This is a genomic window from Lentzea sp. JNUCC 0626, assembly GCF_043632865.1.
In the GTDB taxonomy this organism is placed as follows: domain Bacteria; phylum Actinomycetota; class Actinomycetes; order Mycobacteriales; family Pseudonocardiaceae; genus Lentzea.
This window is the reverse complement of the sequence record NZ_CP171635.1, coordinates 8,533,079-8,557,992: the sequence shown is the minus strand read 5'-3', so window position 1 is coordinate 8,557,992 and position 24,914 is coordinate 8,533,079. Positions and strand designations below refer to the sequence as shown.

Genomic DNA, 24,914 nt, shown 5'->3' with positions numbered 1-24,914 from the left:
CCGGAAGAGCCTCATGATCGACGTGCTGCCGACGGTGCTGACCGTCCTCGCGCTCGCGGGTGCCGCCTACGCGGGCCTGCTGATCGCGCTGAACAAGGCCCTGCTGCCGCTGACACCCCTGACGAAGGGGCTGGTCGGCACGCTGGCCGTGCTCGAGGTGGGTCTGTTCGTGCAGGCCGTCGCCGGGCTCGCCGCGCTGCCGGGGCTCGACCGCGAGATCCAGACGTGGTCGTTCGTCGGGTACCTGCTCGGGCCGCTGGTGATCGTGCCGGTCGGGGTCGCGTGGGCGGGCGGTGAACGCACCCGCTGGAGCGCGGGCGTGCTGGTGGTGGCGTGCCTCAGCGTGCCGGTGATGATCCTGCGGCTCGGGCAGATCTGGGCCGGACATGCCTGAGCTGCGCGAGGGTCCCGGCCGCATGCTGATCGCCGTCTACGGCATCTTCGCGCTCGCCGCGACGTCCCGGTCGGCCGTGCAGATCGGCACGCGGTTCGAGCACGCGCCGGTGGCGTACGTGCTGTCGGCGTTCGCCGCGCTGGTGTACGTGCTCGCGACGGTCGCGCTGGCCAGGGGTGGGCGCCGGATCGCGGTGGTCGCGTGCTCGATCGAACTCGCGGGCGTGCTGCTCGTCGGCGCGGCCAGTCTTCTTGTGCCGCAGGAGTTCCCGGACGCCACGGTGTGGTCGTTCTTCGGCATCGGCTACGGGTTCATCCCGCTCGTGCTGCCCGTGCTCGGGTTGTGGTGGTTGCGGAGGACGGGACCCTAGGGCGTGCTCGCGGCGATGTCCTGCACGACCTGGCACGCGCTCGGCACCGGGTCCAACTCGTTCACGTGACCGGCGAGGCGGCACAACAGTTCCTTGAACGTCGCCTGGTCCGCACTGGGCAGGCTCGACAGGACGTGCGCCTCGGCGTGTTCCAGCCGCAGGTCGAGCTCGGTCAACCGCTTCCGGCCGACCTCGGTGGCCACCACCAGCCGGGTCCGCCGGTCGGTGGGCGCGGGCCGGCGTTCGACGAGCGCCGCGCGTTCGAGGTCGTCCAGCAGGTAGGTCATGACCGTGCGGTCGATCCCAAGCTGAGCGCACAGCGCGGACTGGCTCTCGGGCTGGTCACGGGTGGCGGCGGTGAGGATCTGGTAGCCGCGGTGGCCGCCGGGCAGATCGCCGACCGCCTGGTTGGTCGCCTTGACGTAGGCGCGGAACACCACACCGAGGGTCCACCCGAAGTCGTCCTCAAGCGCGGTCACCCAACCAATGATAGCCACCACAGAACGTCTGCCAAACAGAACATCTGCGTGGCATACTTTCGGCATGACAGACTACGGCCACCCCCTGGAGTTCGGGGTGTTCCTCCCGCCCGGGGCAGACGACTTCGGCACCACGCTCCGCCTGGCGCAAGCCGCTGACGTGCGAGGACTGGAACTCGTCAGCATCCAGGACCACCCGTACAACGCGGCGAACCTCGACACGTGGACGTCGTTGTCCGTCATCGCCGCGTCCACTACCAACGTGCGTGTGTTCCCTAACGTCGCGAACCTGCCGCTACGGCCACCGGCCGTCCTTGCGCGCGCGGCGGCGAGTCTGGACATCATCAGCGGCGGACGTGTCGAGCTCGGGCTCGGCGCGGGCTCCTTCTGGGACGCCATCGCCGCGATGGGCGGCCCGCACCGCACCCCGCCGGAGTCGGTCGAGGCGCTCAAAGAGGCCATCGCGGTGATCAGGGCGTTGTGGACGCCCGGCCGCGGGGTTCGCCTGCAGGGCAAGCACTACTCGCTGAACGGCGCGCGCCCGGGCCCGTTCCCCGCGCACGACATCGGCGTCTGGCTGGGCGCCTACAAGAAGCGGATGCTCCAGCTCACCGGCCGCGCGGCGGACGGCTGGCTGCCGTCGAGCCCGTACGCGCCACCGGAGCAGCTCAAGGCGATGAACGCGATCATCGACGAAGCCGCACACGACGCTGGCCGCTCCCCCAAGGACATCCGCCGCATCTACAACATCGGCAGCGAGTTCACGCCGCAGCAACTCGCCGAACTGGCCCTCCAGGACGGCATGAGCGGGTTCATCGCGATGATCAACACCGAGGCCGAGCTGCGGACGTTCGCCGAGGAGACGGCTCCGGCCGTGCGCGAGATCGTGCAGAAGGAACGCGGCAGCAAGCTCCCGTGGGACGAGTCGACCCGCCCAAAAGCACCGGCGCCTGAAGCGGACGCCGTCTACACCGCTTCGGGCCGGGCGCTCGGCCGGCAGCTCGTCGGCGTCCACAACCACCTGCGCGACGAGCTGAAGAAGGTCAGGTCGATCGTCGACCAGGCCGCCGCGGGGATCATCGACGTCGGCGAGGCGCGCGACGAGATCAACACGATGACCATGCGCCAGAACAACTGGACGATGGGCGCGTACTGCGAGAGCTACTGCCGTCTCGTCACCATCCACCACACGCTCGAGGACACGAGCCTGTACCCGCAACTCCGCCAGGGCGACGGGCGGCTGGGTCCCGTGCTCGACCGGCTGACCGAGGAGCACCACGTCATCCACGAGGTGCTCGAACGCCTGGACGCCGCCCTCGTCGCGACGGTCGCGGAACCGCACCGGATCGCCGAGGTGAAGGAGTCGGTGGACCTGCTGACCGACACCCTGCTGTCGCATCTGTCCTATGAGGAAGGTGAACTGCTCGAACCGATGGCGCGCATCGCGTACCACCACTGAGTGCACTTCGGCGTGTGCGGCGGCGCGCGACCGTCCACTGCCAACAGACTGGGGTGCGTGGACACCAGGAAGCGAGTCGATCCCGTACGCCGCGGTCGTACCATCCTGGGGGCGTCGCTGCTGCTCACAGCCGTCTTCGCGGGAGGAAGAGCCGCCGCCGGATTCAGCCACGCGGCCGACACGGAGTCCGCGATCCGCGCGAAGGACGGCCTGGACGTCACGATCGCGCTGCACACCGGTATGACGTACGCGTGGCTCGTGTTCGCCGTGCTGGCCGCGATCGCCGCGATTCCGTTGCTGCTCAACGGCTCCGGCCGGACGTTCGCGGCCGGGGTCTGCTATGCGCTCGGCCTGCCGTTGCTGCTGTTCAGCATCGGCGTGATCCCGCCGGTGTCCGCGGTGCGCACGCTGACGTGGATCGCGTGCGGCACCGTCGTGCTGCTGGCCTGCTTCGTGATGCTGACTTCAGGGCCCGTACCCCCGCAGGAGCGTCCGGCTCCGGACCGGCGCAGGCCGGTCCGGAGCCGTCCTCGTTAGCGGCCGACCACCGTGCAGGTGGCCGTCGCGGACCTGCCGGGGTTGCTCTCCGACACGGCCGTCAGCGTCACCTTCGACATGAGCGGGCCGTTGCCCCGCTGCGCGTGCACCGGAACGTCGACCCTGCCGCCGAACTTGGCGGTGGCCAGGGCGTTCGGCACCGAGACGGTCCAGCCGTTCTCGGCCTTCGCGCTCACCCGGTAGACGTCACCGTCGAGGTACTGGTCGACGGGCTCCGGGTGCTGACCGCCGGGCGTCGCCGCACGGCCGGTGTTGGTCAGCGGGAACTTGCACGTCGCCACGCCCGACGAGTCGGCACGGGCCGAGGTCGGGTTGACCCGCACGCCGCGCTGCTGCGGTCCGGCGCCGTCGAGCGACCGGATCGCCACGGTGTACGCCAGCACGCCACGGGCGTCCCGCTGCACGTCCAAGATGTAGAAGTGCAGGCGGTTCGCGGTGTCGACGAACTCGAACTCGCTGCCGGAGTTGGTGCCCGCGTGGAACAACGCGTCCGAGAGCTGGCGGTAGTCGCCGACCGTGATCGGGACCTTCGTGCCGTCCGGCAGCACGTAGTCCGTCATGCCGATGTCCTGCGGGTTCGCGTCGATCACCCAGGTGAACGGCGCCGCGTCGGCGTTCTTGGTCTTGGCGAGCAGCACACCGGAGTCCGGGGTGAACGAGTCGGCGCCCATCCGGTCCACGACCTCGAGCGTGTAGTTGTTGTAGCCGCCGCCGTCGCAGAACGGGTTCGTGGAGACGTTGCAGGACGGCGTCTTGTCGCCGGTGCCCAGCGCGAGGTTGATGCCCGTCAGGCCGTTCAGGCCGGGGCTGACCTCGCGGGCGGTGATCTTCGCGATGACCGTGCCGGAACCGGCCAGCGCCTCCCGCGAGAGCCTCAGGACGTTCTTCTCGTCGATGATGCCGAGCTTGATCCGGTTGCGGAAGGTCTGTTGCGAGCCGAGGGAACCGCCGCCGGTCGCCGGGATCGTCCAGCGCGAGTGCGGGCCGCCGGGGCCGTTGAACGAGCCGCGCGACAGCATGTCCCACGGGCCGCTGTAGTCACGGCGCGGCGGGTTGCCGTACGGGTTGTTGTAGTTGTCGCCGATGCCGAGGATGTGGCTCAGCTCGTGCGCGTAGACGCCCTGACCGGAACTTTCGGCCTGGGTGGACGAACCGCCGCCGGCGTTGGGCCAGATCGACGAGCCCGCGGCCCACGACGTCCAGTCGACGTACCGGGTGTTCGACCAGTTCGGCAGCGCGGGGTCCGGCGGGCCGAAGTCGTCGGTGACGTCCTCCTTGGTCCGGAACTTCATCATCCCGAACTCCTGCCAGGTGCCCGATTCGTCCTGGCCCGCCGACAGGTAGTAGATGAAGTCGTAGCCCGCGGGGACCTCGGCGCCCGCGTCCGCGACCCACGCCGCCCGGCCGTCGGTGCGGATGTTGCGGTTGCAGTTGTCGCCGGCCGGACAGGCCGTGCCGCCCTGGAACTCCATGGCGTACTCGTGGTCCTTGCCCGGCATCGTGTACGGGCCGAACGCCTTCAGCTCGACGCCGTAGCGCCCGCCGGAGGTCTCCATCCAGTACTCGTGCACGGTGTGGCCGCGGTTCAGGCCGTTCGGCTTGTTCAGGAAGTCCTGGTAGAACTGCCCGACCTGTGCGCGCGGCACGTTCGCGGCCTCGGCGCTCGGGTTGCCGAACACCGTGGAGTTCTTGGCCTGCGTGACGACGAACGGCTGGTTCGGGTAGTCCAGCAGGACGAGCGCGCCCTTGAAGTTGCGCACCGAGCCCTTGACCGCCGGGTCGGCCCAGTTCGTACCGGGAATCTTCTTGTAGTCCTTCTCCCACGTCATGTGGTCGGGGTTGACCCAGTTCTGCGGGTCGATCGGGCCGGGGAACCCCGCCTGGGACAGGACGCGCGCGGAGTCTCTCGTCTGCTGCCACGGCTGTTGCTGCGGCCAGTGGTCGTACTGCCAGTGGTTCGCGGGATCGGCAGGGGCGGCGGCGGAGTTGCCGACGTTGACCATCGCGATCGAGAGGAGCGCGGTGATCAGCAAGGCAGGGCGCCGGTGTGTGCGCTTCATGCCAACACCGTGGTGCAGAACGGGTGGTGCTAAACACCCGTCGATCGTCTGCCGCTCAACGGAATTCGGGCAGATCCACGCGAACGGACGCACCGCGCGGTCTCGGTTCGAACCGGACGCTGCCGCCGTGCACGGCCACCACGTCGGCGACGATCGCGAGGCCCAGCCCCGATCCGGGCAGGCGGCGGGCGTCCGGGGCGCGCCAGAACCGTTCGAACGCGGCGTTGCGGTGCTCGAACGGCACGCCCGGTCCCTCGTCGCTGACGGTGAGCCAGCCGGGTTTCGAGCGGACGGTGATCGTCGAGCACGGCGGGGAGAACTTCACGGCGTTGTCGAGGAGGTTGAGGACGCTGCGTTCCAGCGCGTTGGCGTCGCCGACCACGGACCAGTGCTCGTGGTCGACGTCGAAGAAGTGGTCGCGGGAACGGCTGCGGGCGCGCCGGACCGCCTTGTCGATCACCTCGGCGACCTCGACGTCGTCCTGGGCGAGTTCGCGGTCGTCCCTGGCGAGCACGACCAGTTCGGTGACGAGGTCGCCGAACTCCTTCGTCTGGGCCTGGAGCCGGTCGAGGACCTCGGTGCGCTGTGGGAGCGGTCTCCCGGTGCGTTCGCTGCGGACCAGCAGGTCGATGTTGGTGCGCAGGCTGGTCAACGGGGTGCGCAGCTCGTGCGCGGCGTCGTTGACCAGGTCCTTCTGCCGTCGCCGGGACTCGGCGAGGGCGGCGGTCATCGACGTGAACGCGCGGCCGAGGCGGCCGACCTCGTCCCTGCCGTCGACCTCGACCGGGGTGGTCAGGTCCTCGGTGCGCGCGATGTGTTCGGCGGCGGCGGTGAGGCGTTCCATCGGGGCTAGGGCGCGGCGGGTCAGCCAGAGTCCGGCGCCTGCCGCGAGCAGCACGCCCAGGATCGACACCGCGGCCAGGACGCCGGCGAGCGTGGTGAGGGTGCTGTCGATCTCGGCGGTGCTGCGGCTGAGGATCAGCACGTCACCGGTGCCGATCGGTTGGATGAGGATCCGCGCCGGGGCGCCGCTTTCGGTGACGCCGTCGCGGAACGTCGGCGTCGTGATGAGATCGCCGGCGGTGGTGACGACCGGGTCGACGCCGGGCGGTGCGCAGGTGTGCCCATCGAGGCTCAGGGTCTGGATGCCCTGCAGGACCTGCTGAAGTCCCTGCGGTGGCGCGGGGTCGTCGCAGCGGATCTTGATGCGGGGCGGCGGCATGCTGGCCAGCAACGACTGGTCGAGCTGCGAGCGGAGGTTGTGCTCGGTGGCGATCCAGGTGACGACGCTGATGCCCGCGATCGCGACCGCTACGACGAACGCGGTGATCAGCGCGAGCTTGCCGCGCAACAGGACCGGGCTCCTCACGGTGACTCGCGCAGGATGAAACCCATGCCCCGCACGGTGTGCAGCAGCCTCGGGCGGCCGCCGGACTCGGTTTTGCGGCGCAGGTAGCCGATGTAGACGTCGAGCAGGTTGGTGCCCTGGTCCTTGCCCCACACGGCGTGCTTGAGGTGCTTCTTGGTGAGCAGCCGGTCCGGGTCGTTCAGGAACACCGCGAGCAGGTCGAACTCGGTCGGCGTCAAGTCCAGCCTGACGGTGCCGCGCAGCACCTCGCGGGCCTGCGGGTCCATGCTCAGGTCGGCGAACCTGAGCAGCGGCGGGGTGGTGGTGCGGCGGCGGTTCTGCTTGAGCAGCGCGCGGACCCTGGCCAGCAGTTCCTCCAGTGCGAACGGCTTGACCAGGTAATCGTCGGCGCCGGCGTCGAGGCCGGTGACGCGGTCGCCCAGCGCGTCGCGGGCGGTGAGCATCAGCACGGGCAGCCGGACGCCCGCGGCCCTGATCCGGCGGCACGCCTCCGAGCCGTCCAGGTTCGGCATCATCAGGTCGAGGATGGCCAGGTCGGCGCTCGTCACGAGCGGCAGCGCCTCGGCACCGTCCGCGGCGGTCGTGACCTCGTAGCCCTCGAACTCGAGGCTGCGCCGCAGACTGTCCCGCACGTCGGGGTCGTCGTCCACCACGAGCAGTCTCATGCTCGAAGACGGTAGGGCGCTTCGCTGTGAGCCACCTGTGCATTCGCGCTCTCACGATTCTCTCAGCGCAACCCAAGGACGTTCTCACAGAAGGATCAGCAGGCTCGGTTTCACAACGGTCACAGCTGTGTCCACAGTGGAACGGAGATGGCATGACGGTGAGCACCGCACAGGCCACGGGGACGGTCGACATCATGATCCCCGTCTACAACGAGGAACGGGCGCTGCCCGGCTGCGTCGAGGTGCTGCACGCGTTCCTGAGCGAGCAGTTCCCCTTCGACTGGTCGATCGTCGTCGTCGACAACGCGAGCACCGACGGCACGTTGGAGGTCGCCTGGAACCTCGCCTCGAAGTACGAGCGCGTCCGGGTGCACCACCTCGACCAGAAGGGTCGTGGACTGGCCCTGCGGGAGTCGTGGGGTGCCAGCGAGGCGGCCGTGGTCGTCTACATGGACGTGGACCTGTCGACCGGCCTGGACGGGTTGCTGCCGCTGGTGGCGCCGTTGCTCAACGGCCACTCGGACCTGGCGATCGGCTCGCGGCTCGCCCCAGGGTCCCGGACCGTGCGCGGGCCTCGCCGTGAGCTGGTTTCGCGTGCTTACAACGCGTTGATCAGGCTGACGCACGGCGCGAAGTTCAGCGACGCGCAGTGCGGGTTCAAGGCGGCGCGCACCGACGTCGTCCGGCCGTTGCTCGGGCAGGCTTCCGACGACGCCTGGTTCTTCGACACCGAACTGCTGCTCCTGGCCGAGCACAACGGGTTGCGGGTGCACGAGGTGCCCGTCGACTGGGTCGAGGACGTGGACAGCCGGGTCGACGTCGTGCGGACGGCGGTGGACGACATCAAGGGCCTGATCCGGGTGGCCCGGGCCAAGGCCAACGGAACGGCGCTGGTCACCGGGCTGCCGCAGCGACCGTTGCCGCGGGCCATCCACCCGGACGCCGTGCTGAGCCGCAGTTCCGGTGGGCTCTCGTGGCAGATGCTGTCGTTCGCGGTGATCGGGGTGATCTCGACTCTGGCGAACTTGGCTCTGTACGGCATTTTCCGGCTGTGGTGGCCTGTGTTGGGAGCGAACCTGGCCGCGTTGGTGATCACGACCTTGTTCAACACCGAGGCGAACCGGCGCTTCACCTTCACCGCCCGCAACGCTTCCCGGGGCAGAACGCATCTGCAGGGGTTCGTGGTGTTCGGGCTGTACTACGCGTTCACCTCGGCCGCGTTGCTCGTGCTGCACGCGGTTTCCGCCTCGCCGCCTCGTTCGCTGGAGCTGTTGGTGCTGCTCGGGTCTTCGGCGCTGGGCACGGTGGGGCGCTTCTTCCTGTTGCGGAGCTGGGTGTTCCGCAGGACCGAACGAAAGGACGTTCGATGACCGCCACTGCTTCAGTGGCTTTGCCTGCCGCGGGTGTGGTGTCACGTTCCCGTTGGCCTGCTTGGGCTCTGGTCTGCATCTGCGTGCTGGCCGGGGTGCTGTACGGCTGGGCGATCTGGGGTGGGCAGGTCGGCAACTCCTACTACTCGGCCGCCGCCAAGTCGATGTCGACGTCGTTCACGAACTTCCTGTTCGGGTCGTTCGACCCGGCCGGGGTGGTGACGGTCGACAAGCCGCCGATGGCGTTGTGGCCGCAGGCGGTTTCCGTGTGGTTGTTCGGGTTCAGCGGGTGGGCGGTGTTGCTGCCGCAGGTCGTCGAGGGTGTGGCGGCGGTGTTCCTGCTGCACCGGACCGTCCGGCTGTGGGCGGACGAGAAGGTGGCGTTGCTCGCGGCGTTGATCTTCGCTTTGACGCCGATCACCGTGGCGATCAACCGGGACAACAACCCGGACACTTTGCTGGTGCTGTTGTTGGTCGCGGCCGCCTATGCGTTCACGCGGTCGGTTCAGTCGGTCGAGCCGCGAGTTCGCACGAAGTGGTTGCTGTGGTGTGCTTTCTTCGTCGGGTGCGGGTTCCTGACGAAGATGTTGCAGGCCTGGATCTTGGTGCCGGCATTCGGTCCGGCCTATCTGGTGGGGACTTCCGGGGCTTGGCGGCGGCGGATTCTTGATCTGCTGGCTGCCGCCGGGGTGCTGGTGGTGTCTTCGTTCTGGTGGGTGGCGCTGCACGCGTTCTGGCCCGGGTCGAAGCCGTACATCGGAGGGAGCACCGACGGTGGGGCCTGGGACCTGATCATCGGGTACAACGGGCTGGGGCGGGTGTTCGGGGGCAGTGGGAACCGGGGTGGTGGGCCGCCTTCAGGGATGCCTTCAGGCGCTGTGCCCGGCGGCTCCTCGCCCACCGGCCAGGGCCCTGTCGAGTTCTTCGGTCCCGGCGGTGGCGCGATGTTCGGCGGCCAGCCCGGTGCCACCCGCATGTTCGACGCCTCGGTCGGCGGCCAGATCTCGTGGCTGCTGCCGTTGAGCCTGCTGGTCCTGCTCGTCGTCGCGGTGGCGGGTGTGCTGCGGTGGCGCCGAGGCGTTCCCGGTGTCGCGGCCGAACGCGCGGGCTGGTTCCTGTGGGGCGGGTGGCTGCTGATCACGGCGGTGGTGTTCAGCTTCGCCCAGGGCATCTTCCACCCCTACTACACGACGATGCTGGCTCCGGCGATCGCCGCGCTGAGCGCCGCCGGGCTGATGATGTTCTGGCGGGCCAGGAGTTTCGTGCGGTTCCTGCTGCCGTTGTCGGTGGCGCTGACGGCCGGTTGGGCGTTCGTGGTGGTCTCACGCGACCCGTCGTGGCACGGCTGGCTGCGGTGGGCCGTGCTCGCGGTGGCGTTCGCGGCGGTCGTGGTGCTGCTGGCCGGACTGCGCCGGACCGGTCTGGTGACGGCCTTGGTCGCGGTGCTGCTGGTGCCTGCCGTGTGGTCGTCGGCGACCGCGGCGACGTCCAGCACCAACGGCGTGATGCCGGCGGCCGGGCCGATGCAGCGCGGTGGCGGCATGCAGCTCTACACCGGCGGGCAACCCCCGCAGGACGGCAACCGGCCCGCGCGTCCGCAGGTCGGATCGCCGCCGGGTGGTCGTGAGCTGACCGACGAGCAGCGGCGAATCCTGGCCTACGCCAGGGAGAACGGCGGTGGCGCGGAGATCACCCTGGCCGTGGCCGGGTCCGCGCAGATGGCGTCGCCGTTCATCATGGGCACCGACGAGGTCGTGATCGGCATGGGCGGATTCTCCGGTTCCGACAACGCGCCGTCGGTCGACCAACTGGAGTCGTGGGTGGCTTCCGGAAGGCTCAAGTACGTCCTGGGCACGGGCGACCGGATGGGGGCGCGCGGACCTGACGGCCGCGGTGACAACGGCCGCCAGGAGTGGATCAACTCGCACTGCTCCGAGGTGGACCCGAGCGCCTACGGCGGTTCGTCGGGCTCGAAGCTGCTGGAGTGCCGGGCGTGACGGTCAGTGCCCGGCTCCTCTTCACCGGTGTGCTGCCGCGCCTCCTCGAGCACGCGGCGCACCTGTTCCTCGCTCGCACCGAACATGAAGCACACGCCGTCGACGTTAGGCGCGGGTCGTGCGCGGAGCTTCTCGATTCCTGCTCGCTCTTCCGTTTTGCGAGGCCTCGCACCCCAACGCACGCCGAACCGGAGACGAAATTTGCATGCGCACGCCTCGCGCAGCCCCCAGCCGTGTTGGGATTCGCACCCGGAGAGAGGGGCACCCATGACCGACCGCGGCGACCAGATCGTGCACGTGCTGGAAGAGGCCTTCGCCGACCTCATGTCCGCCGACCCCGCCGCGTTCCGGCACAAGTTCCGCAAGATGGCGGCCGAACCGTTCACGTTCTACCGGGGCAGCGCCTGCCTGTTCTACGCCGACATGGCCGACCTGCCGGACGAGTGGGCCGACGACCGCACCAGCCGCGTGTGGATCCAGGGCGACCTGCACGCCCAGAACTTCGGCACCTACATGGACTCCGAAGGCACCCTCGTCTTCGACGTCAACGACTTCGACGAGGCCTACCTCGGCTCGTTCACCTGGGACCTCCGCCGCTTCGCCGCCTCCATGGCGTTGCTCGGCTGGCGCAAGGCCCTGCCCGACGCCGTGATCACCGAGCTGATCACCACGTACCTGCTGTCCTACGTGGCGCAGGTCCGCACGTTCGCCGAGCACCCCGGCGACGAACTCTTCAGCCTGGGCCTGGACAGCACGGAAGGCGCCCTGCACCGAGTCCTGCAACGAGCCCGTCTGGCCACCCGCATCGGCCTGCTCGACGACAAGACCTCCATCGTCGACTACGAACGCCGCTTCCGCCGCGACCGCGACGGCACCCACGAACTCTCGTCGGACGTCCTGGCTCAGGTATCCGAGGCCTACGAGTCCTACCTGGACACCATCCCCACCGGCAAACGCGCGTCCTCGCGCACCTACGCCGTCAAGGACATCGTCGGCCGCAGCGGCTTCGGCATCGGCTCGGCCGGCCTGCACGCCTACAACATCCTGGTGGAGGGCCGCTCCCAGGCGTTGGAGAACGACGTCGTCCTCTCCATGAAGCAGGCCAACATCGCCGCCCCGAGCCGCATCGTCCCGGACGCCCGGATCCGCGAGTACTTCACCGACCACGGCCACCGCACCGCCGTCTCGCAGCGAGCCCTCCAGGCCCACGCAGATCCGTGGCTCGGCCACACCCAGATCGGCGGCGTCGGCTACGTCGTCGCCGAACTCTCGCCCTACGAGGCGGACCTCGACTGGTCGGATCTCACCGAGCCCGCCGACATGCTGCCCGTGCTCGACTACCTGGGCCGCGCCACCGCCAAGATGCACTGCGTCTCCGACTCGGACTCGGCGCAGACCCTCGTCGACTTCCAGTGCGAGGAGGCGATCGCGGCGGCCATCGGGGACCGCGACAGCGAGTTCGTGGCGTCGATCGTGGAGTTCGCGCTGGACTACGCGCGGCAGACGCGGGAGGACCACCGGCTGTTCGTGGACGCGTTCCGGGACGGGCGGATCAAGGGGGTCGGCGCGACGGCCTAGGACGGTCGCCGGCCGACTTCCCGAACGGGCGCACGGCGCGCCCGTTCGGGAATCGAACTCCGCTGAACGCCAGGTGCGGGGGACACCTGGCGTCGGCGGGACTAGTTCACCGGGCCTGACTGCTCGACGTTGTCAATCCAGAATCTGCTGGCAACCGACTTCGTCGGTGTCAAATTGGCACAGACCAAAACAACGCCCACTGCGACCATGCCGAACGCGAGCAGCCATCGGCGCACCAACGAGCTCAAGGGTTGTACTCCTGGATCAGTCGGGGTTCTTCAGGGAGATTCCCTGCGGGAGCGAAAGCCTTACTTAGAAGAGCTCCAAAGTCAACCGACTGCGCCACTCGGGCGACACACGACCGTGAAGATGACTAATCAACTAGATGCTGACAGTAGAAATTATCCAGCAATTCAGCGTTCGTGATCCCAAACCGGTGAGCTGGAACGGGCGACGGGCAAGTCCACCTCGACCTGAAGGTCCCGCAGTTCTGCCGCGACCACCTCTGCACGACCTGCATCCAGGTCCACGAGGAGATCGTGGGCTCGCTCCAAAGCCTCGACGGCCCCGTCGCGCCGGGCCTGCCGCACGAGGATGCGGCTGAGCACGTGCAACGCCGTCGCCTCGTGGAGAGCCGCGCCTGCCCTGCCGCACAACCGGATTGCCTGACGTGCGTACTGCTTGGCCTCGAACAGCCGGTCGGCGTCCAGTTCCACCTCGCTCAGCAACGCGCACGCCTCCCCGGCCTTGCCGACGGCCCGCAGGCGCGCGTACTTGGCCAGCGCGGCTTCCCCCAGTTCGCGTGCCTCGGCGGTCTGCTCACGCGCGAAGCTGAGCACTCCGAGGAGGTACAACGCGGTGGCTTCCGAAGCCTCGTCCTGAATTTCGCGAGCCAGGGAAAGCGACTGTCGATAATAGGTGGCGGCGCGGGTGTATTCGAACGCCTTCTGGTACGCCTCGCCCGCGCGGTAGAGAAAACCGATCTCCATGCTCGGGGCATTGGTCCCGGATTGACGCAACATCGCCAGCGCGCGTTCGTGGGAATCGATTCCCATGAGGACGTTGCCGGTGGCGACCAATATCCTGGCTCCGGTGTGCAGGCACACGGCTATCGCGAGTGACTGATCGCCCTCGGCGCGGGCGAAACCCAAATGCGCCAGGTGCACGTGGTGTTCCGCAGGGCCGTACTCCTGCCGGAGGAGATAGGTGAAACCGATCTGCTGCAACAGCGCGGAGGTTTCCTCCTCAGCGGACGCGCCGAGGAACTTCGCGGCGGCGAGCCCGGCGTGCAGGAGGTTCAACACCTCAGCGGTGTTCCCCTCCCGCAACCAGATCTGGCCGACCAGTTGCGGGATCGCCACGGCGTGCTCGTAGTGCCCGGCGTGGAAAGCGAGGCGCACCAGGGCGAGGAGGTTCTGCGCCTCCGCGCCGCACCAGTTCCGGGCGGCCGCCGCGCTCTCGAACTCGATCGCGCCGGCGTCCTGGTCGCTCTCCCGCGTCGGCACCCTGACCATCGTCGAGAACATGATCCGGTCGGCGTGCTCGGCGGTGCGCAGGTAGTGGTCGAGCATGCGGACCTCGATCACCCGCCGTTCGTCCTCGTCCTCGAGCAGGCCTGCGGAGAACTCCCGCAGCAGGTCGTGCAGCTTGAAGCGGTCCAGCGCGCCCGCCTGCTCCAGCAGGTGGGCCTCGACCAGGGCGTCCAGCGCCTCGTGCACCCTGCGGCGGGGCAACTCGGACATCGCGGCGGCCACCCCGACGGTGAGGCTCGGGCCCGGGTGCGCGCCGATCGTGCGGAACAGGTCGCTCGCCTCGGGTGCCAAGGCGCGCAACGACTGCGTGAACACGGCGCGCGGGCCGTCGGTGGCGTCGAAGGCCAGCACACCTCGTTCGCGGAAGTGCTTGACGAAGTCCTCCAGCGGCACCGACGGCCGGGTCGCGATGTGGTTCGCGAGCACCTTCAGCGCGATCGGGAGACCGCGGCACGCCGTCGCCAACTCGGTCAGCTCCGCACGCCCTCGGACGCGTTCGCCGATGCGGTCGACCAGCAGCGCGCCCGCGTCGTCGACGCCCAGCGGGTCGACCGAGATCCGTTGCGGCGCAAGGCGAGCCGCCAGGCCAGACAGGCGTGACCGGCTCGTCACGACGACCACGCTCGACGAGAACAGCGGCAGCAGCGACCGGATCTGCGCGGGATCGCGGACGTTGTCGAGCACCACGAGGACTGCACGCCCGGACAGCACGGTCTGCAACTTCGCGGTCCGGTGCTCGGGGTTCGCGATGCGGTCCGGCGGCACACCGAGCCCCTGCAGGAATCTGTCCACAACGGACGACGCGGCCACGATCGCTCCGTCGGAGAACCCGTGCAGGTCGGCGAAGAGGACACCGCCGGGGAACCTCTGCCGCCGGGTGTGGCACCAGTGCACGACGAGAGCGGTCTTGCCGACGCCGCCCTGCCCGTCGACGATCACCACACCCGGTTGCCCGGCAGCGGCGTCCAGCTCGGTCAGCTTCTCCTCGTGACCGACGAACGTCGGCACGTCGAGAGGGAGCTGTTCCGGCACCAGGACGCCCGCTGTTCCCGTGCGCGACCGGGTTCCGGCGACGCCGTTCTCCTTCAGGCGGTCGTGGAACTCGCGCAGGTCGTTGGCCGCGCCCTCGTTGACGTCGGCCTTGAAACCCTTGTAGGCGCTGAAGAACAGCTCCGTGGCCTCCTCGGTGCGGGCGAGCCGGTAGAGGGTCTCCAGGCGGCGCTTCAGCAACGCGGGGTGCTCGTGGTGGTCGAGGTCGTCCAGCACCTCCAGGGCCTCGGCGTAGTTGCCGAGCACCAGGTGCTCACCGCACAGGAGGTCGTAGGCGGGCAGTTGGACGTTCAGCCGGGCGCGGTGCCGCCAGGCGTCGGCCCGCACGGACCTGAGGTCCTCCAGCGGACGCTGATGACGCCAGACGGAGAATGCGCCGCGAATGGCGTCCAACGCCTGCTGATGATCTCCGCGACGCACCAGCGCACGCGCTCTTTCCACCTGATCGCGGAACACGAAATAATCCACGTGTTCGCGCGCGACTTCGAGCCTGTAGGTTCCGTTCGCGACCACCAATTCCACTCGGTCCTGCATGGAATCGAGTGCGCGGCGGATGCGCGAGGAATACAGGTAGAGGGTTTGCTCCGGCCTGGACGGGAGCTCGCCGTCGTCGGACCAGACCCAGTCGGCCAGCTCCGCCGCAGGTATCGGCACCTGCGGCTGCACCAGCAGCGCACCGAGCACGGCCCGCAGCTTCAGCGGACCCCACTGCGTGTCGATCGCCTCGCCGACACGTATCCCCGTCTGCCCCAGAATCGTGAATCGCGCTGTCACCGGCGCCACCCCTCGCATCCCCGACCAAAGAGTGTCCTCCCAGTTCAGCAGCAATGCAACGCACTCAATCGGCCGAATATGACAGTTCAGTGACAGTCCATTGACATTTGGACGTGAATTGCGATCGGAAGGGGACACGAGACGTGATCAGCAGTGCGTTGAAGTGCGAGTAGAGCTTTTGACAGCTCGATGAACACTCGGCACGGGACGGTCTTCTCGTCGAACTCGACCGATGGAGGCCTGGATGAACTGGTTGACCACCCCGCTCGGCGCGGGAGGCGAGCACCGCGTCACGGTGCCGGGATGCCGCAAGGTGCTCGTGATCGTGCCCAGCGTGGTGGCGGGCACCCGCCTGCTCGACCTGCTGCCGTTGCTGGACAGCGACTTCCGCGTCCAGACCTACTTCACGCTGCCGGAGCCGGACGCGGACACCCTGCGGTTCGTCACCTCGGCCGGAGGGTTGGTGATCCCGTGGGAAATGGCCCTGCAGCACCGGTTCGACCTCGTGCTCGCGGCCAGTTACCGGTTCATCGACCGGGCGCCGGGACCGGTTCTCGTGCTGCCGCACGGAGCGGGCGCGATGAAGTCGCGCCGGCGGGTGCGCGCGGCCGGACGCACCGCTCGCCCCGTGCACGGGCTCGACCGGCAACTGCTCGTGCGCGACGGCAGAGTGCCGGCGTCGGCGATCGTGCTGTCCCACGACGACGAGCTCAAGGCGCTCGCCGCGTCCTGTCCCGAGGCCCTGCCCGCCGCTGTCGTCGCGGGCGACATCTGCCTCGACCGGATGCGGGCCAGCCTGCCGTTCCGCGAGCAGTACCGCAGGGCACTGGGTGTCGAGCCCGGCGACCCGCTCGTCACTATCAGCTCGACGTGGACGGCCGAATCCACCTTCTACCAACGTCCTGAGCTCTACCGGGAACTGGCCGGGCGCGCGCGAGTCGCCGCGGTCCTGCACCCGAACATCTGGGCGGCGCACGGTGCGTGGCAGGTGCGGTCGTGGCTCGCCGACTGCGACGTGATCGTCGTTCCGCCGGAAGAGGGCTGGCGCGCGACGGTGATCGCGAGCGACGTCGTGATCGGCGATCACGGCTCCACGACGCAGTACGCCGCCGCCGTCGGCACCCGCGTCCTGCTGGCGACCTGTCCCGACGTCCGTCCCGGCAGCCTCGCGCACGCGATCAGCGAGGCCGTGCCGCGGTACTCCGGCGACCTCGCCGACGCCGTCACCGTCCCGGGGTTCGCCGCCGCCATCAGCTCCCGCCTCGACCGGTCGGCCACGATCCTGCGCACCGCCCTGTACCGGCTCCTCGGCATCTCCGAGCCCGCTCACGCGGTGCCGATCTCGCCGGTGCGCCATGGTCGTTGACGAGGGAGTGGTCAGACGCGACGGCGTGCTGCTCGTCCACGGCCACCGGGCCGCGCCGAGGTGGTGGACGCTGGCGGACGTGCTGCTCGCCGCGCCGGAGAGGTCAGCGGCCGCCGCGCTCGCGGTCGCCGGGCTGTTGCTGGGGCGGTACGTCGGGTGTTCGCTCGTCGTCGTGCCGATCCAGCGCGGCGAGCCTGGCCCGGACGCGGTCGGCGCTGGGGTCGAAGGATTCGCCGTAGCAGGCCAGGGCGGAGCTGTGGTGGTCACGAGCGCGCACGAGATCGCCTCGCCGTTCGGCGATCTCGCCCAGCAGCTCGAAGGCGTCGGCGACGTGCAACGGTGACCCGGCGTCGCGCACGTCGGCGAGCACGCTCTCGGCGAGATCCGAGGCTTCGTCGTGACGACCCGTGCCCGAGATCGCGCGGGCCAGGAACATCCGGGCTCGCGCCTTGTCGACCGCGTTGTCCAGCAACGCTTCCGCGGCCTCGAGTTCGGCGATGGCCTCGTCGAGACACCCCATCTCGACGAGCACCTCGCCGACGCGGCGACGGGCGAGACCGATGCCGCGCACCCGGCCGTGCCGGGTCTCGACGTCCACGCCCTGGCGGAAGTACCGCAGCGCGATGTCGAACTCCCCCTTCAGCCGGTAGGTGTGGCCGAGCTGCACCAGCGCCGTCGCCCGGCTGCCGAGGTCGTGGTCGCCGGCGAGTTCGAGAACGACGCGGACCTGGGCGGTCGCCTCGTCGAGACGGCCCAGGTTGCGGAACGCGACGGCGAGTTGGTTGCGCAGCCTGGCTTCCGCGGTCTGCTCCCCGCACGTCTGCGCGGCCCGCACGCCGAGTTCGTGGGAGAAGAGCCAGTCCGAGTAGTGGTGCCGCCGCTGGAACAACGCGAACATCGCCTCCGCGAGCTGCCAGACGAGGTCCGGCCAGCCGTTGCCGTCGGCGGCGCGCAACGCCTGCACGAGGTTGTCGCGCTCGTGGTCGAGCCAGTCCAGCGCCTCGGCCCGGGAGCCGAAGACGTCGGGGTCGGCCGACTTGAACCTCAGGCCAACGCGCGGCCGTCCGGGAATCGCGGCCGCGTCCGCGATCACCGCCTTGTCGAGGTAGAACTCCACGACCCGATGGATCGCTTCCTCCCGATCGGCGTCATCGTGCCCACGCGCGTGCAGGCGCAGCAGATCGTGGAAGCGGAACCGGTCGTCACCGATCTCGATGAGGAGGTTCTTCTCCACCAGATCGTCGAGGTCGTCCTCCACCTCACCGACGTCGTCCGCGAGCATCGCCGCGGCGGCCCCGACACCGAAGCTGGCACCGGGATGCCACGAGGTGAGCCGGTACAGCCGCGCCTGCCGGGGTGGCAGGTCGACGTAGGACAGGTCGAGCACCGCGCTCACCGACGCGGACCCGCCCAGGTCGAGGCCGGCGAGCCTGCGGTTCTCCGCGCTCAGCTCGTCGACCTCCCTGGCCAGCGTGCGCCGCGGCCTCCGGGACAGCCTCGCCCCGAGCACCCCGAGCGCGATCGGCATCCCGCCGCACAACCGCGCCAGTTCCCGGGCGGCGTCGGCCTCGACCGCGAGCCTCGGCTCCCCCACCACCTGCTCCAGCAACTCGACCGAGTCGCGCACGTCCATCGGGTCGACCTCGATGAACCGGGCGCCGTCCATGCCGAGCGGGCTGAGCCGCCACCGGCTCGTCACCACCACGACGCAGCCGGACGAGGCCGGGAGCAACGGCCTGACCTGGGCAGCGCTGGCGGCGTTGTCGAGGAGGATGGCGAACGCCCGGTCCGCCGTGAGAGTGCGGAACAGCGCCTGCCGTTGCGGCAACTGCGGTGGCACCACCTCGACGCCGAGCGCGTCGAGGAACCACTCCAGCACCTCGTCCGGTTGCGCCGCCTCCGCGTGGGCTCCGAGGTCCACGTACAGCTGACCGTCGGGGAACTGGTCGCGCGTGTCGTGCAGCCATCTCAACGCGAGAGACGTCTTGCCGACACCGCCCGGCCCGCTGACGACGACGAGCAGCTGCTGATCCTCGCGCTCGTACCACCGGTGCAGCTCGGTCAGCTCGTCCGCGCGGCTGACGAACACCCGCGGCGCGGGCGGTAGTTGTCGAGGCACCTGTTGGTTTCCAGATGGTCCGGAATAGACGTTCACCGTTCCGATGGACTCGGTCTGCACCACGTTCCCGCGCACACCCCCGGTCACGGCGTTCTCGACTCTGGCCACCCGGCATCACCCCTGCGACCAAGCTACGACTTACTCCGCTTCCAAACATCCGCTCACCGGGGGCGTGATCCAGGCGACACTGCCCTTATTCGTTAGATGAGTACTCTGATGAATATGCGGATCCTCTTCTCCAGCGTTCCTCAGCACGGTCACCTGCTGCCCCTCTTCCCGCTCGCCCGCGCCTTCCAGGAGCGCGGGCACGACGTCGCCGTGCTCACGGCCGCGGGGATGGCACCGGTGATCGCGGCGCAGGGACTCGGACACCTGCCGGCCGGGCCGTTGCCGGACGTGTTGTTCGCCGAGGTCGCCCGGCGGACCGGGGCCGATCCCGCGTCCGCGCCCACGCCGGGGTCGGTGGCGGAGTTCTTCGCGGGCACGCGGATCGACCTGACCGCGGACGAGGCGTTGCGCGTGGCGGCGGAGTTCCGGCCGGATCTGGTGGTGGCCGAGTTGTGCGACTTCGTCGGGCCGTTGGTGGCTGCCGCCGCCGATGTGCCGGTAGCGACGCTGGCGTTCGGGCCGCCGTTGCCGCCGGTGTTCACCGACGCCATGAACGGTCTGGCGCGCACCCGCCACGAGGCTCGGGGGCTGCCCTGGCGGGAGCGGACTTGGCTGCTCGACACGTGGCCCGCGTCGATGCGGGCCGACGAGTGGCAGCAGCCTGCCGGGTGGTTGCCGCTGCGCCCCGAGGCGTTCCGGGAGCCCGGCGCGGTCCGGGGCGAAGGTGTGCCGGTGAGCGGACGGTCTCGGGTGCTCGTGACGTTCGGGACCTGGTTCAGCGACCCGGCGAAGCTCAGTCCGCTGGTCAGGGCTCTGTCCGAACTGGACGTCGACGTCGTGGTGACGTTGGGACTGGCGGCGACGGCCGAGCAGTTCGACGTCGACCGGGAACGGGTGCGGTTCGTCGGGTTCACGCCGATGGAGGAACTGCTGGACGGCGTGGACGCCGTCGTCACGCACGGGGGTGCGGGGACCACCGCCGCCGCGTTGATGAAGGGGGTGCCGCTCGTGGTGTTGCCGCAGGGGGCCGACCAGTTCTTTCAGGCCGAGCGGGTGGCGGCGGCTCAGGTGGGGGTGGCGCTGGCACCGCCCGAGCAGACGCCGGACGCGGTGGTGGAGGCTGTGCGGCGGGTGCTCGGGGATGCGAGCATTCGGGAGAACGTCGTCACCGTGGCCAAGGAGATCGCCGCCATGCCGAATGCGCCCGAGGTGGCCGCGCAGTTGGAAGCTGGTCCATGACTCGGTCCTACCGTTCGCCGCGCCGTGCGCAGGATGCCGCCGACACCCGGCGGGACATCCTGCGGGCGGCCGCGGAGTTGTTCTCCACCAACGGGTACGCGCGGGTCACGGTCGCGGAGATCGCCAAGCTGGCCGGGGTGGCGCCGCAGACGGTGTACACCAGCGCGGGCAGCAAGTCGGAGATCCTGCACAAGGTGGTCAGCGAGTCGATCGCCCGCAGTGACGCGGCGTCGGTGACCCGGGCGATTCGGGAGACCGAGGGGGTCGGGGCCGCGCTCACCGTGCTGGCCAAGGGCACCCGGATGGGCAACGAGAGCGAGCAGCAGGTCATCGAGGTGTTGTTCGCGGCGTTCCCGGTGCACGAGGACGGGGCGGCGTTGTGGGAGCACAGCACCCGGAGTTACCGGCTGGCGCTGCGCGAGGCGGCGGAACACCTTGACAGCAAAGGACTTCTGCGGGTCGACGTGGATCGGGCCACGGACGTGCTGTGGTTCTGCTTCGGCTTCGGGGCCTGGCGGACGCTGGTCAAGGAGTGCGGCTGGTCCTGGGACGACGCCGAGAAGTGGTTGGCCCAGCAGGCCATCACGATGTTCACGCACTGAGCGGCGGCAGGTCCGCGCGGCCGTTGCCGGTGGACTCGCACTCGACGAGCGTCGCGGGGGTTTCGCCGTACTGGACGAAGCCCTCGCGCGCGTTGTCCTTGGCGACGCATCGGGTGAGGGTCGAGGTGCCACCCGCCAGTTCGAACCCCGCCAGCGTGCCGTTCAGGGTCTGGCAGCGTTCGAACGTCATCGTGCCGCCCATGACCATCACACCAGGGCCGCCGGCGCCGGTGACCGCGCAGTCCGTGAACGTGCCCGTGCCGTGGAAGATCTCGATGCCCGTGCCGGTCACGCCGTCCACCGTCAGCCTGGAGATCTCGTGGACGCCCTCGTACACCTCCAGCGCGCCGCAGCCGCCGTGCACGGACACCTCCGCGATGTCCGACCGGCCTCTGGCCAGCACGATCGCCTTCTCCACGTCGACGAAACGGCAGTCGTGGATCGTGGCGACGCTGTCCTCGTGCGCGACCCGCACGCCGTGGGCGCCGGTCATCGTGCAGTGGTTCATGGTCAGCGCCCCTCCGGCGATCACCTCGGAGCTCAGCCGGCAGTCCCGGAAGACGAGGGCACTCCCCGGTCCACTGTGGAGGGTGCCGTCGGTGAGGTCGCAGTTCTCGAACGTCACCGACGTGCCGGACGAGACCCAGACGTCCCCGGACAGGGCGAGACCGCGCAGGGTGGCGTCGCCGGTGAGACTGAGGACGTACTTCTCGGTCGCGGCGAGAGCGGCGCTGCCCGACTGGGCCATGGCGCGCAGTTCGATCGCAACGTCCACGCGGACGTTCTCCGGGTACCTGCCCGGCTCGATCTCGACGACCTCGCCGGGGGCCGCGGCGCTCACCGCCTCCTGCACGCTCCGGTAGCCGTCCGGACCGACGAGCCGGAGCACTTCTCCGTCAGGGGAAAGGGAAACGGCCGCCGGTCTGCTCAGGTCGTCGCGGACGCCGTTGCCGTACGACTCGCAGGAGTCGAGCGAAACCTTTTGCAGCAGCGAGAAACCCTTGCCGGCGTTGTTGTGCGCGACGCACCGGTCGAACTCCGCTTTGCCTGCCACCACGAGGAATCCGTCGCGGTCGGAGTCGATCGCCTCGCACCGCTCGAACCTGGCGCGGCCGCCCATCATCCACACCGCCGGGCCGTGCGTGCCGGTGAACCGGCAGCTGCGGAGCAGCCCTTCGCCGCCGCTGACCAGGACGCCCTCGCCGCCCACGCCGTCGACCCGAACGCGGTCCGCGCGCAGCAGGCCGTCCTCGATCTCCAGGGCGGTGCCGTCGCCGCCGTGCACCGTGCAGTCGGAGAGGTCGAGCCGCCCGGACGAGCTGATCGCGGTGACCGGGCCGCACTCGAAGTCGTTGTCCCGCAACGAGAGCATGGCGCCCTTCTCGACGACGACCGCGTGCCCGCCCTGACGCACGAACCGGGAGTTCGCCACGTCGAAGTGGGCGCCGAACGCGGCGACCACCGACGCGAGCGCGACGTCGGTGAACTCGCACTGCCAGAACTCGCCGCCGGCCTCGCCGCGCACGCCGTGCGCCGCCGGGCCGATCCGGCACTCCAGCACCTCCGGCCGGGCACCGCCGCGCGCCCGGACGGCGGTGTGGCCGGGTGCGCTGAGGACGCAGTTGTCAATCTTCGGGCGGACCGGGCCGGAGACTTCGACGGCGGCGTGACCCCAGGCGTTGCCGATGATCGTCAGGTCGCGGACGGTCGCTTCGGCCAGCAACATCAGGGTGGTGCCGGTGGCGCAGAACAGGGTGACGGTGCCGGGACCGTCCTGCGCGCGCAGTTCGATCCGGCTGTCCACGACGAACTCGCCCTCGTAGCGGCCGGGCGGCAGCTCGATCACGTCGCCGTGGTGGGCAGATCGCAGCAGGGCCCGCAGGTCTTTCCGCACGGAGCGAGAAGGTACCGGTGGTCAGGGCCTCACAACAGCGGTTCTAGTTGACCCGGCCGTGGTGCCGGTTCGTCCACGCGGCGACGGCGGGCAGCACGTCGGTGATCCACTCGCGGGCGGCGGCCGTCAGCTCGTAGCGGGATGCGCGGCGGAGCACGAAGCCGTTGTCCTGCAGGCGTTCCAACGTCATGATCACGCGCGGGCCGAGCACCGCGATCAACTCCTCCGCCGACTTGGCACCGTCGGACAGGCCCACCAGGACCTGCGGGAGCTGGTCGCTGCTCATCAGGTCCTGCAACGCCAGCAGGTGGTGCAGGGCCGCGGAGTCGGTGCGTTCGGCCGTGTGCGTGCTCGGGTCGTGCACCTGAACGCGCGCGCGGCCGGCCCGCTTGGCGCGCTGCAGGGCCGCGTCGGTGTCGCGGACCAGGTCGAGCAGCGAGTCCTCGGCCGTCGGCACGTGTGCCGCCACGCCGATGGACGCCGTCTGGCCGTGCAACGTCAGGTGGTGGCCGTCGTTCGTGGTGACTTCGGACTGCAGCGCGCGCACGCCGCGCAGGATTCGTTCGGCGACCAATGCGGCTTCACCGCCCGTGGTGCGCGGCAGCAGCACGAGGAACTCGTCGCCTCCGTAGCGGCACACGAGGTCCGTCGGTCGCGTGTGGGCGGCCAGCACGGCGGCGACGTCGGACAGCACCACATCGCCTGCGGGGTGGCCGTATTCGTCGTTGATCTTCTTGAAGCGGTCGAGGTCGACCATGAGCAACGCGACCTGTTCCCACCGGCGTTGCGCGCGGCGGTACGTCCCCGGTGCCTGGTCGTCCCAGCCCCAGCGGCCCAGCAGGCCCGTCAGTCGGTCAGTTGCCCACGCGCCAACGGGTTGCGCGCACGAACCGCACCGCGAGGGAGCGCTCTCGTCGTGCAGCCGCAAAGAACCGCGGTCCACCGGCAAGCCCATTCGCACAGTCGCCACGAGTCCCCCCAGACTTCAGCTCCGACCGGCCCGATCTGCCCCTTTCAACTGAGGTGACGTCGTTCGGATCAAACGCGACACATCAGTGCAAGCGGCGGAGTGTGATCATAGGACTACGGACAGGTGGATTCAACCCCTGTGATGTCATATGATCTCTTGGTTCCACAGCAGTGGAACGATCACTGGGCCCTGAGTCGCTCCAGCGGAGGTGTGGCGTGAGGCCGTTCGCCGAGGTCCTCAACGAGCTGTGCACCAACCCGCCCGACAACCGAGGCAAGGTCACCAACGTAGCGCTTGCCGCCGCGGTGAAATCGCGGGGTGGGGACATCGGGCACGGCTACATCTCGCAGCTGCGGCTCGGCGTGAAGGACAACCCCACCTGCCAGGCGATCGTCGACCTCGCCGGCGCGCTCGGCGTGCACCCCGCCGCGTTCCTCGGCGGACGCCGTGACCTGCACACGAACGAACGTCCGGGGTGGCGCGCGACGGCGTTGAGCACGCTCTTCGAAGCCGTGCACCCGCCGGACCGCGGGCCGTGGTCACCTGAGGAAGTCGCCGCCGCGATCAGCTCGTCCGGTCAGTTCGGCAGCATCTCGGCGAGCTACATCCGTGAATTGTTGAGCAATACAAGTGACAATCCGCGACTGAAGCACATCCTGGGGCTCGCGGATCACTTCGGCTCCGACCCCGCGTACTTCTTCGACGATGACCTGGCGGCGAAAGTAGATTCGGAACTGACGGATTTCCTCGCCCTGCGCGAACTCGGCGTCGTCGAATTCGTCACCCGTCTGGCCGAACGCACGGGCGATCTTTCCCCACAGGCCAGGGCTGCTGCGGTAGAAGGATTCCGGCAGGCGCTGGAGGGCGGCGAGGGGTGGTCGTTCCCACTGAACAGCCGCCGTACGTCCGCGGACCACAATTGATGACGACGACGGCGTGAAGATCTCGGCCTGGACCGCTG

At 69.4% G+C, this 24,914-nt stretch carries 19 protein-coding genes; 11 read left to right on the top strand and 8 right to left on the bottom strand.

All coding sequences use genetic code 11. The features are described from left to right. Nucleotides 1-13: 13 nt before the first annotated feature. Both JNUCC0626_RS39910 and JNUCC0626_RS39905 read left to right on the top strand, forming a co-directional pair. Nucleotides 14-394 (top strand): hypothetical protein, encoded by a 381-nt coding sequence (locus JNUCC0626_RS39910; RefSeq protein WP_394615840.1) that lies wholly within the window; start codon nt 14-16, stop codon nt 392-394. After that, entirely contained in the window at nt 387-764 is a 378-nt protein-coding gene (locus tag JNUCC0626_RS39905; protein WP_394615839.1) for a hypothetical protein, read from the top strand. Before JNUCC0626_RS39910 ends, JNUCC0626_RS39905 begins: the two co-directional genes overlap by 8 nt. Here JNUCC0626_RS39905 and JNUCC0626_RS39900 read toward each other — a convergent pair. After that, nucleotides 761-1,243 carry a MarR family winged helix-turn-helix transcriptional regulator gene (locus JNUCC0626_RS39900; RefSeq protein ID WP_394615838.1) on the bottom strand — a complete coding sequence of 161 codons (483 nt, stop codon included), beginning with the start codon at nt 1,241-1,243 and terminating at the stop codon, nt 761-763. The two genes, JNUCC0626_RS39905 and JNUCC0626_RS39900, sit on opposite strands and share 4 nt — an antisense overlap. A gap of 64 nt (nt 1,244-1,307) precedes the next feature. Between JNUCC0626_RS39900 and JNUCC0626_RS39895 the strand changes: the two genes are divergently transcribed. Both JNUCC0626_RS39895 and JNUCC0626_RS39890 read left to right on the top strand, forming a co-directional pair. Continuing rightward, a complete protein-coding gene (locus JNUCC0626_RS39895) occupies nt 1,308-2,702 on the top strand; it encodes an LLM class flavin-dependent oxidoreductase (RefSeq protein WP_394615837.1) in 1,395 nt (464 codons plus the stop codon). Between the two features lie 57 nt (nt 2,703-2,759). Next, nucleotides 2,760-3,239 (top strand): hypothetical protein, encoded by a 480-nt coding sequence (locus JNUCC0626_RS39890; protein WP_394615836.1) that lies wholly within the window; start codon nt 2,760-2,762, stop codon nt 3,237-3,239. Here JNUCC0626_RS39890 and JNUCC0626_RS39885 read toward each other — a convergent pair. Genes JNUCC0626_RS39885 through JNUCC0626_RS39875 form a run of 3 tightly spaced genes read right to left on the bottom strand, consistent with a single transcriptional unit; the run spans nt 3,236 to nt 7,354 of the window. Further along, on the bottom strand, nt 3,236-5,320 hold the full coding sequence (locus JNUCC0626_RS39885; protein ID WP_394615835.1) for a M6 family metalloprotease domain-containing protein: 2,085 nt from the start codon (nt 5,318-5,320) through the stop codon (nt 3,236-3,238). The two genes, JNUCC0626_RS39890 and JNUCC0626_RS39885, sit on opposite strands and share 4 nt — an antisense overlap. Nucleotides 5,321-5,375: 55 nt before the next feature. Beyond that, nucleotides 5,376-6,689, bottom strand: coding sequence for a sensor histidine kinase (locus JNUCC0626_RS39880; RefSeq protein WP_394615834.1), 1,314 nt, complete (start codon nt 6,687-6,689; stop codon nt 5,376-5,378). Next, a complete protein-coding gene (locus JNUCC0626_RS39875; protein ID WP_394615833.1) occupies nt 6,686-7,354 on the bottom strand; it encodes a response regulator transcription factor in 669 nt (222 codons plus the stop codon). Before JNUCC0626_RS39875 ends, JNUCC0626_RS39880 begins: the two co-directional genes overlap by 4 nt. 152 nt (nt 7,355-7,506) lie before the next feature. Between JNUCC0626_RS39875 and JNUCC0626_RS39870 the strand changes: the two genes are divergently transcribed. The 3 genes from JNUCC0626_RS39870 (at nt 7,507) to JNUCC0626_RS39860 (ending at nt 12,299) form a co-directional block, all read left to right on the top strand. Beyond that, nucleotides 7,507-8,724: a glycosyltransferase gene (locus JNUCC0626_RS39870; RefSeq protein WP_394615832.1), complete on the top strand. Its 1,218-nt coding sequence runs from the start codon at nt 7,507-7,509 to the stop codon at nt 8,722-8,724. Continuing rightward, nucleotides 8,721-10,721, top strand: coding sequence for an ArnT family glycosyltransferase (locus JNUCC0626_RS39865; protein WP_394615831.1), 2,001 nt, complete (start codon nt 8,721-8,723; stop codon nt 10,719-10,721). Before JNUCC0626_RS39870 ends, JNUCC0626_RS39865 begins: the two co-directional genes overlap by 4 nt. 267 nt (nt 10,722-10,988) lie before the next feature. After that, nucleotides 10,989-12,299: a DUF2252 domain-containing protein gene (locus JNUCC0626_RS39860; protein WP_394615830.1), complete on the top strand. Its 1,311-nt coding sequence runs from the start codon at nt 10,989-10,991 to the stop codon at nt 12,297-12,299. A 413-nt stretch (nt 12,300-12,712) separates the two neighbouring features. Here JNUCC0626_RS39860 and JNUCC0626_RS39855 read toward each other — a convergent pair whose 3' ends face one another. Further along, the gene (locus JNUCC0626_RS39855; protein WP_394615829.1) at nt 12,713-15,655 is read right to left on the bottom strand and encodes an AfsR/SARP family transcriptional regulator; all 2,943 of its coding nucleotides are present in this window, start codon (nt 15,653-15,655) and stop codon (nt 12,713-12,715) included. Nucleotides 15,656-15,899: 244 nt separating this feature from the next. Here JNUCC0626_RS39855 and JNUCC0626_RS39850 point away from each other — a divergent pair, with 244 nt between their 5' ends. Continuing rightward, entirely contained in the window at nt 15,900-17,021 is a 1,122-nt protein-coding gene (locus JNUCC0626_RS39850) for a hypothetical protein (protein ID WP_394615828.1), read from the top strand. Nucleotides 17,022-17,124: 103 nt separating this feature from the next. Here JNUCC0626_RS39850 and JNUCC0626_RS39845 read toward each other — a convergent pair whose 3' ends face one another. Further along, on the bottom strand, nt 17,125-19,248 hold the full coding sequence (locus JNUCC0626_RS39845) for an ATP-binding protein (protein ID WP_394615827.1): 2,124 nt from the start codon (nt 19,246-19,248) through the stop codon (nt 17,125-17,127). A gap of 114 nt (nt 19,249-19,362) precedes the next feature. Here JNUCC0626_RS39845 and JNUCC0626_RS39840 point away from each other — a divergent pair, with 114 nt between their 5' ends. Together JNUCC0626_RS39840 and JNUCC0626_RS39835 are read left to right on the top strand one after the other, a co-directional pair. Further along, on the top strand, nt 19,363-20,487 hold the full coding sequence (locus JNUCC0626_RS39840) for a glycosyltransferase (protein ID WP_394615826.1): 1,125 nt from the start codon (nt 19,363-19,365) through the stop codon (nt 20,485-20,487). Further along, complete coding sequence (locus JNUCC0626_RS39835; RefSeq protein ID WP_394615825.1) at nt 20,484-21,089, top strand: TetR/AcrR family transcriptional regulator; 606 nt, start codon at nt 20,484-20,486, stop codon at nt 21,087-21,089. The genes JNUCC0626_RS39840 and JNUCC0626_RS39835 overlap by 4 nt, the downstream gene beginning before the upstream one ends. Here the strand turns inward: JNUCC0626_RS39835 and JNUCC0626_RS39830 are convergent. Next, on the bottom strand, nt 21,079-22,983 hold the full coding sequence (locus JNUCC0626_RS39830) for a right-handed parallel beta-helix repeat-containing protein (RefSeq protein WP_394615824.1): 1,905 nt from the start codon (nt 22,981-22,983) through the stop codon (nt 21,079-21,081). The genes JNUCC0626_RS39835 and JNUCC0626_RS39830 overlap by 11 nt on opposite strands. Nucleotides 22,984-23,026: 43 nt before the next feature. Next, complete coding sequence (locus JNUCC0626_RS39825) at nt 23,027-23,953, bottom strand: diguanylate cyclase (protein WP_394615823.1); 927 nt, start codon at nt 23,951-23,953, stop codon at nt 23,027-23,029. A 215-nt stretch (nt 23,954-24,168) separates the two neighbouring features. On the opposite strand from JNUCC0626_RS39825, the gene JNUCC0626_RS39820 reads away from it, so the two are divergent. Then, nucleotides 24,169-24,876, top strand: coding sequence for a hypothetical protein (locus JNUCC0626_RS39820; protein ID WP_394615822.1), 708 nt, complete (start codon nt 24,169-24,171; stop codon nt 24,874-24,876). The last annotated feature ends 38 nt before the right edge of the window (nt 24,877-24,914 follow it).

Coding starts and splice junctions, on each gene's coding strand:
- JNUCC0626_RS39910 (WP_394615840.1), top strand. CDS start 14: ATGATCGACGTGCTGCCGACGGTGCTGACCGTCCTCGCGCTCGCGGGT.
- JNUCC0626_RS39905 (WP_394615839.1), top strand. CDS start 387: ATGCCTGAGCTGCGCGAGGGTCCCGGCCGCATGCTGATCGCCGTCTAC.
- JNUCC0626_RS39895 (WP_394615837.1), top strand. CDS start 1,308: ATGACAGACTACGGCCACCCCCTGGAGTTCGGGGTGTTCCTCCCGCCC.
- JNUCC0626_RS39885 (WP_394615835.1), bottom strand. CDS start 5,320: ATGAAGCGCACACACCGGCGCCCTGCCTTGCTGATCACCGCGCTCCTC.
- JNUCC0626_RS39875 (WP_394615833.1), bottom strand. CDS start 7,354: ATGAGACTGCTCGTGGTGGACGACGACCCCGACGTGCGGGACAGTCTG.
- JNUCC0626_RS39870 (WP_394615832.1), top strand. CDS start 7,507: ATGACGGTGAGCACCGCACAGGCCACGGGGACGGTCGACATCATGATC.
- JNUCC0626_RS39865 (WP_394615831.1), top strand. CDS start 8,721: ATGACCGCCACTGCTTCAGTGGCTTTGCCTGCCGCGGGTGTGGTGTCA.
- JNUCC0626_RS39860 (WP_394615830.1), top strand. CDS start 10,989: ATGACCGACCGCGGCGACCAGATCGTGCACGTGCTGGAAGAGGCCTTC.
- JNUCC0626_RS39850 (WP_394615828.1), top strand. CDS start 15,900: ATGAACTGGTTGACCACCCCGCTCGGCGCGGGAGGCGAGCACCGCGTC.
- JNUCC0626_RS39840 (WP_394615826.1), top strand. CDS start 19,363: ATGCGGATCCTCTTCTCCAGCGTTCCTCAGCACGGTCACCTGCTGCCC.
- JNUCC0626_RS39835 (WP_394615825.1), top strand. CDS start 20,484: ATGACTCGGTCCTACCGTTCGCCGCGCCGTGCGCAGGATGCCGCCGAC.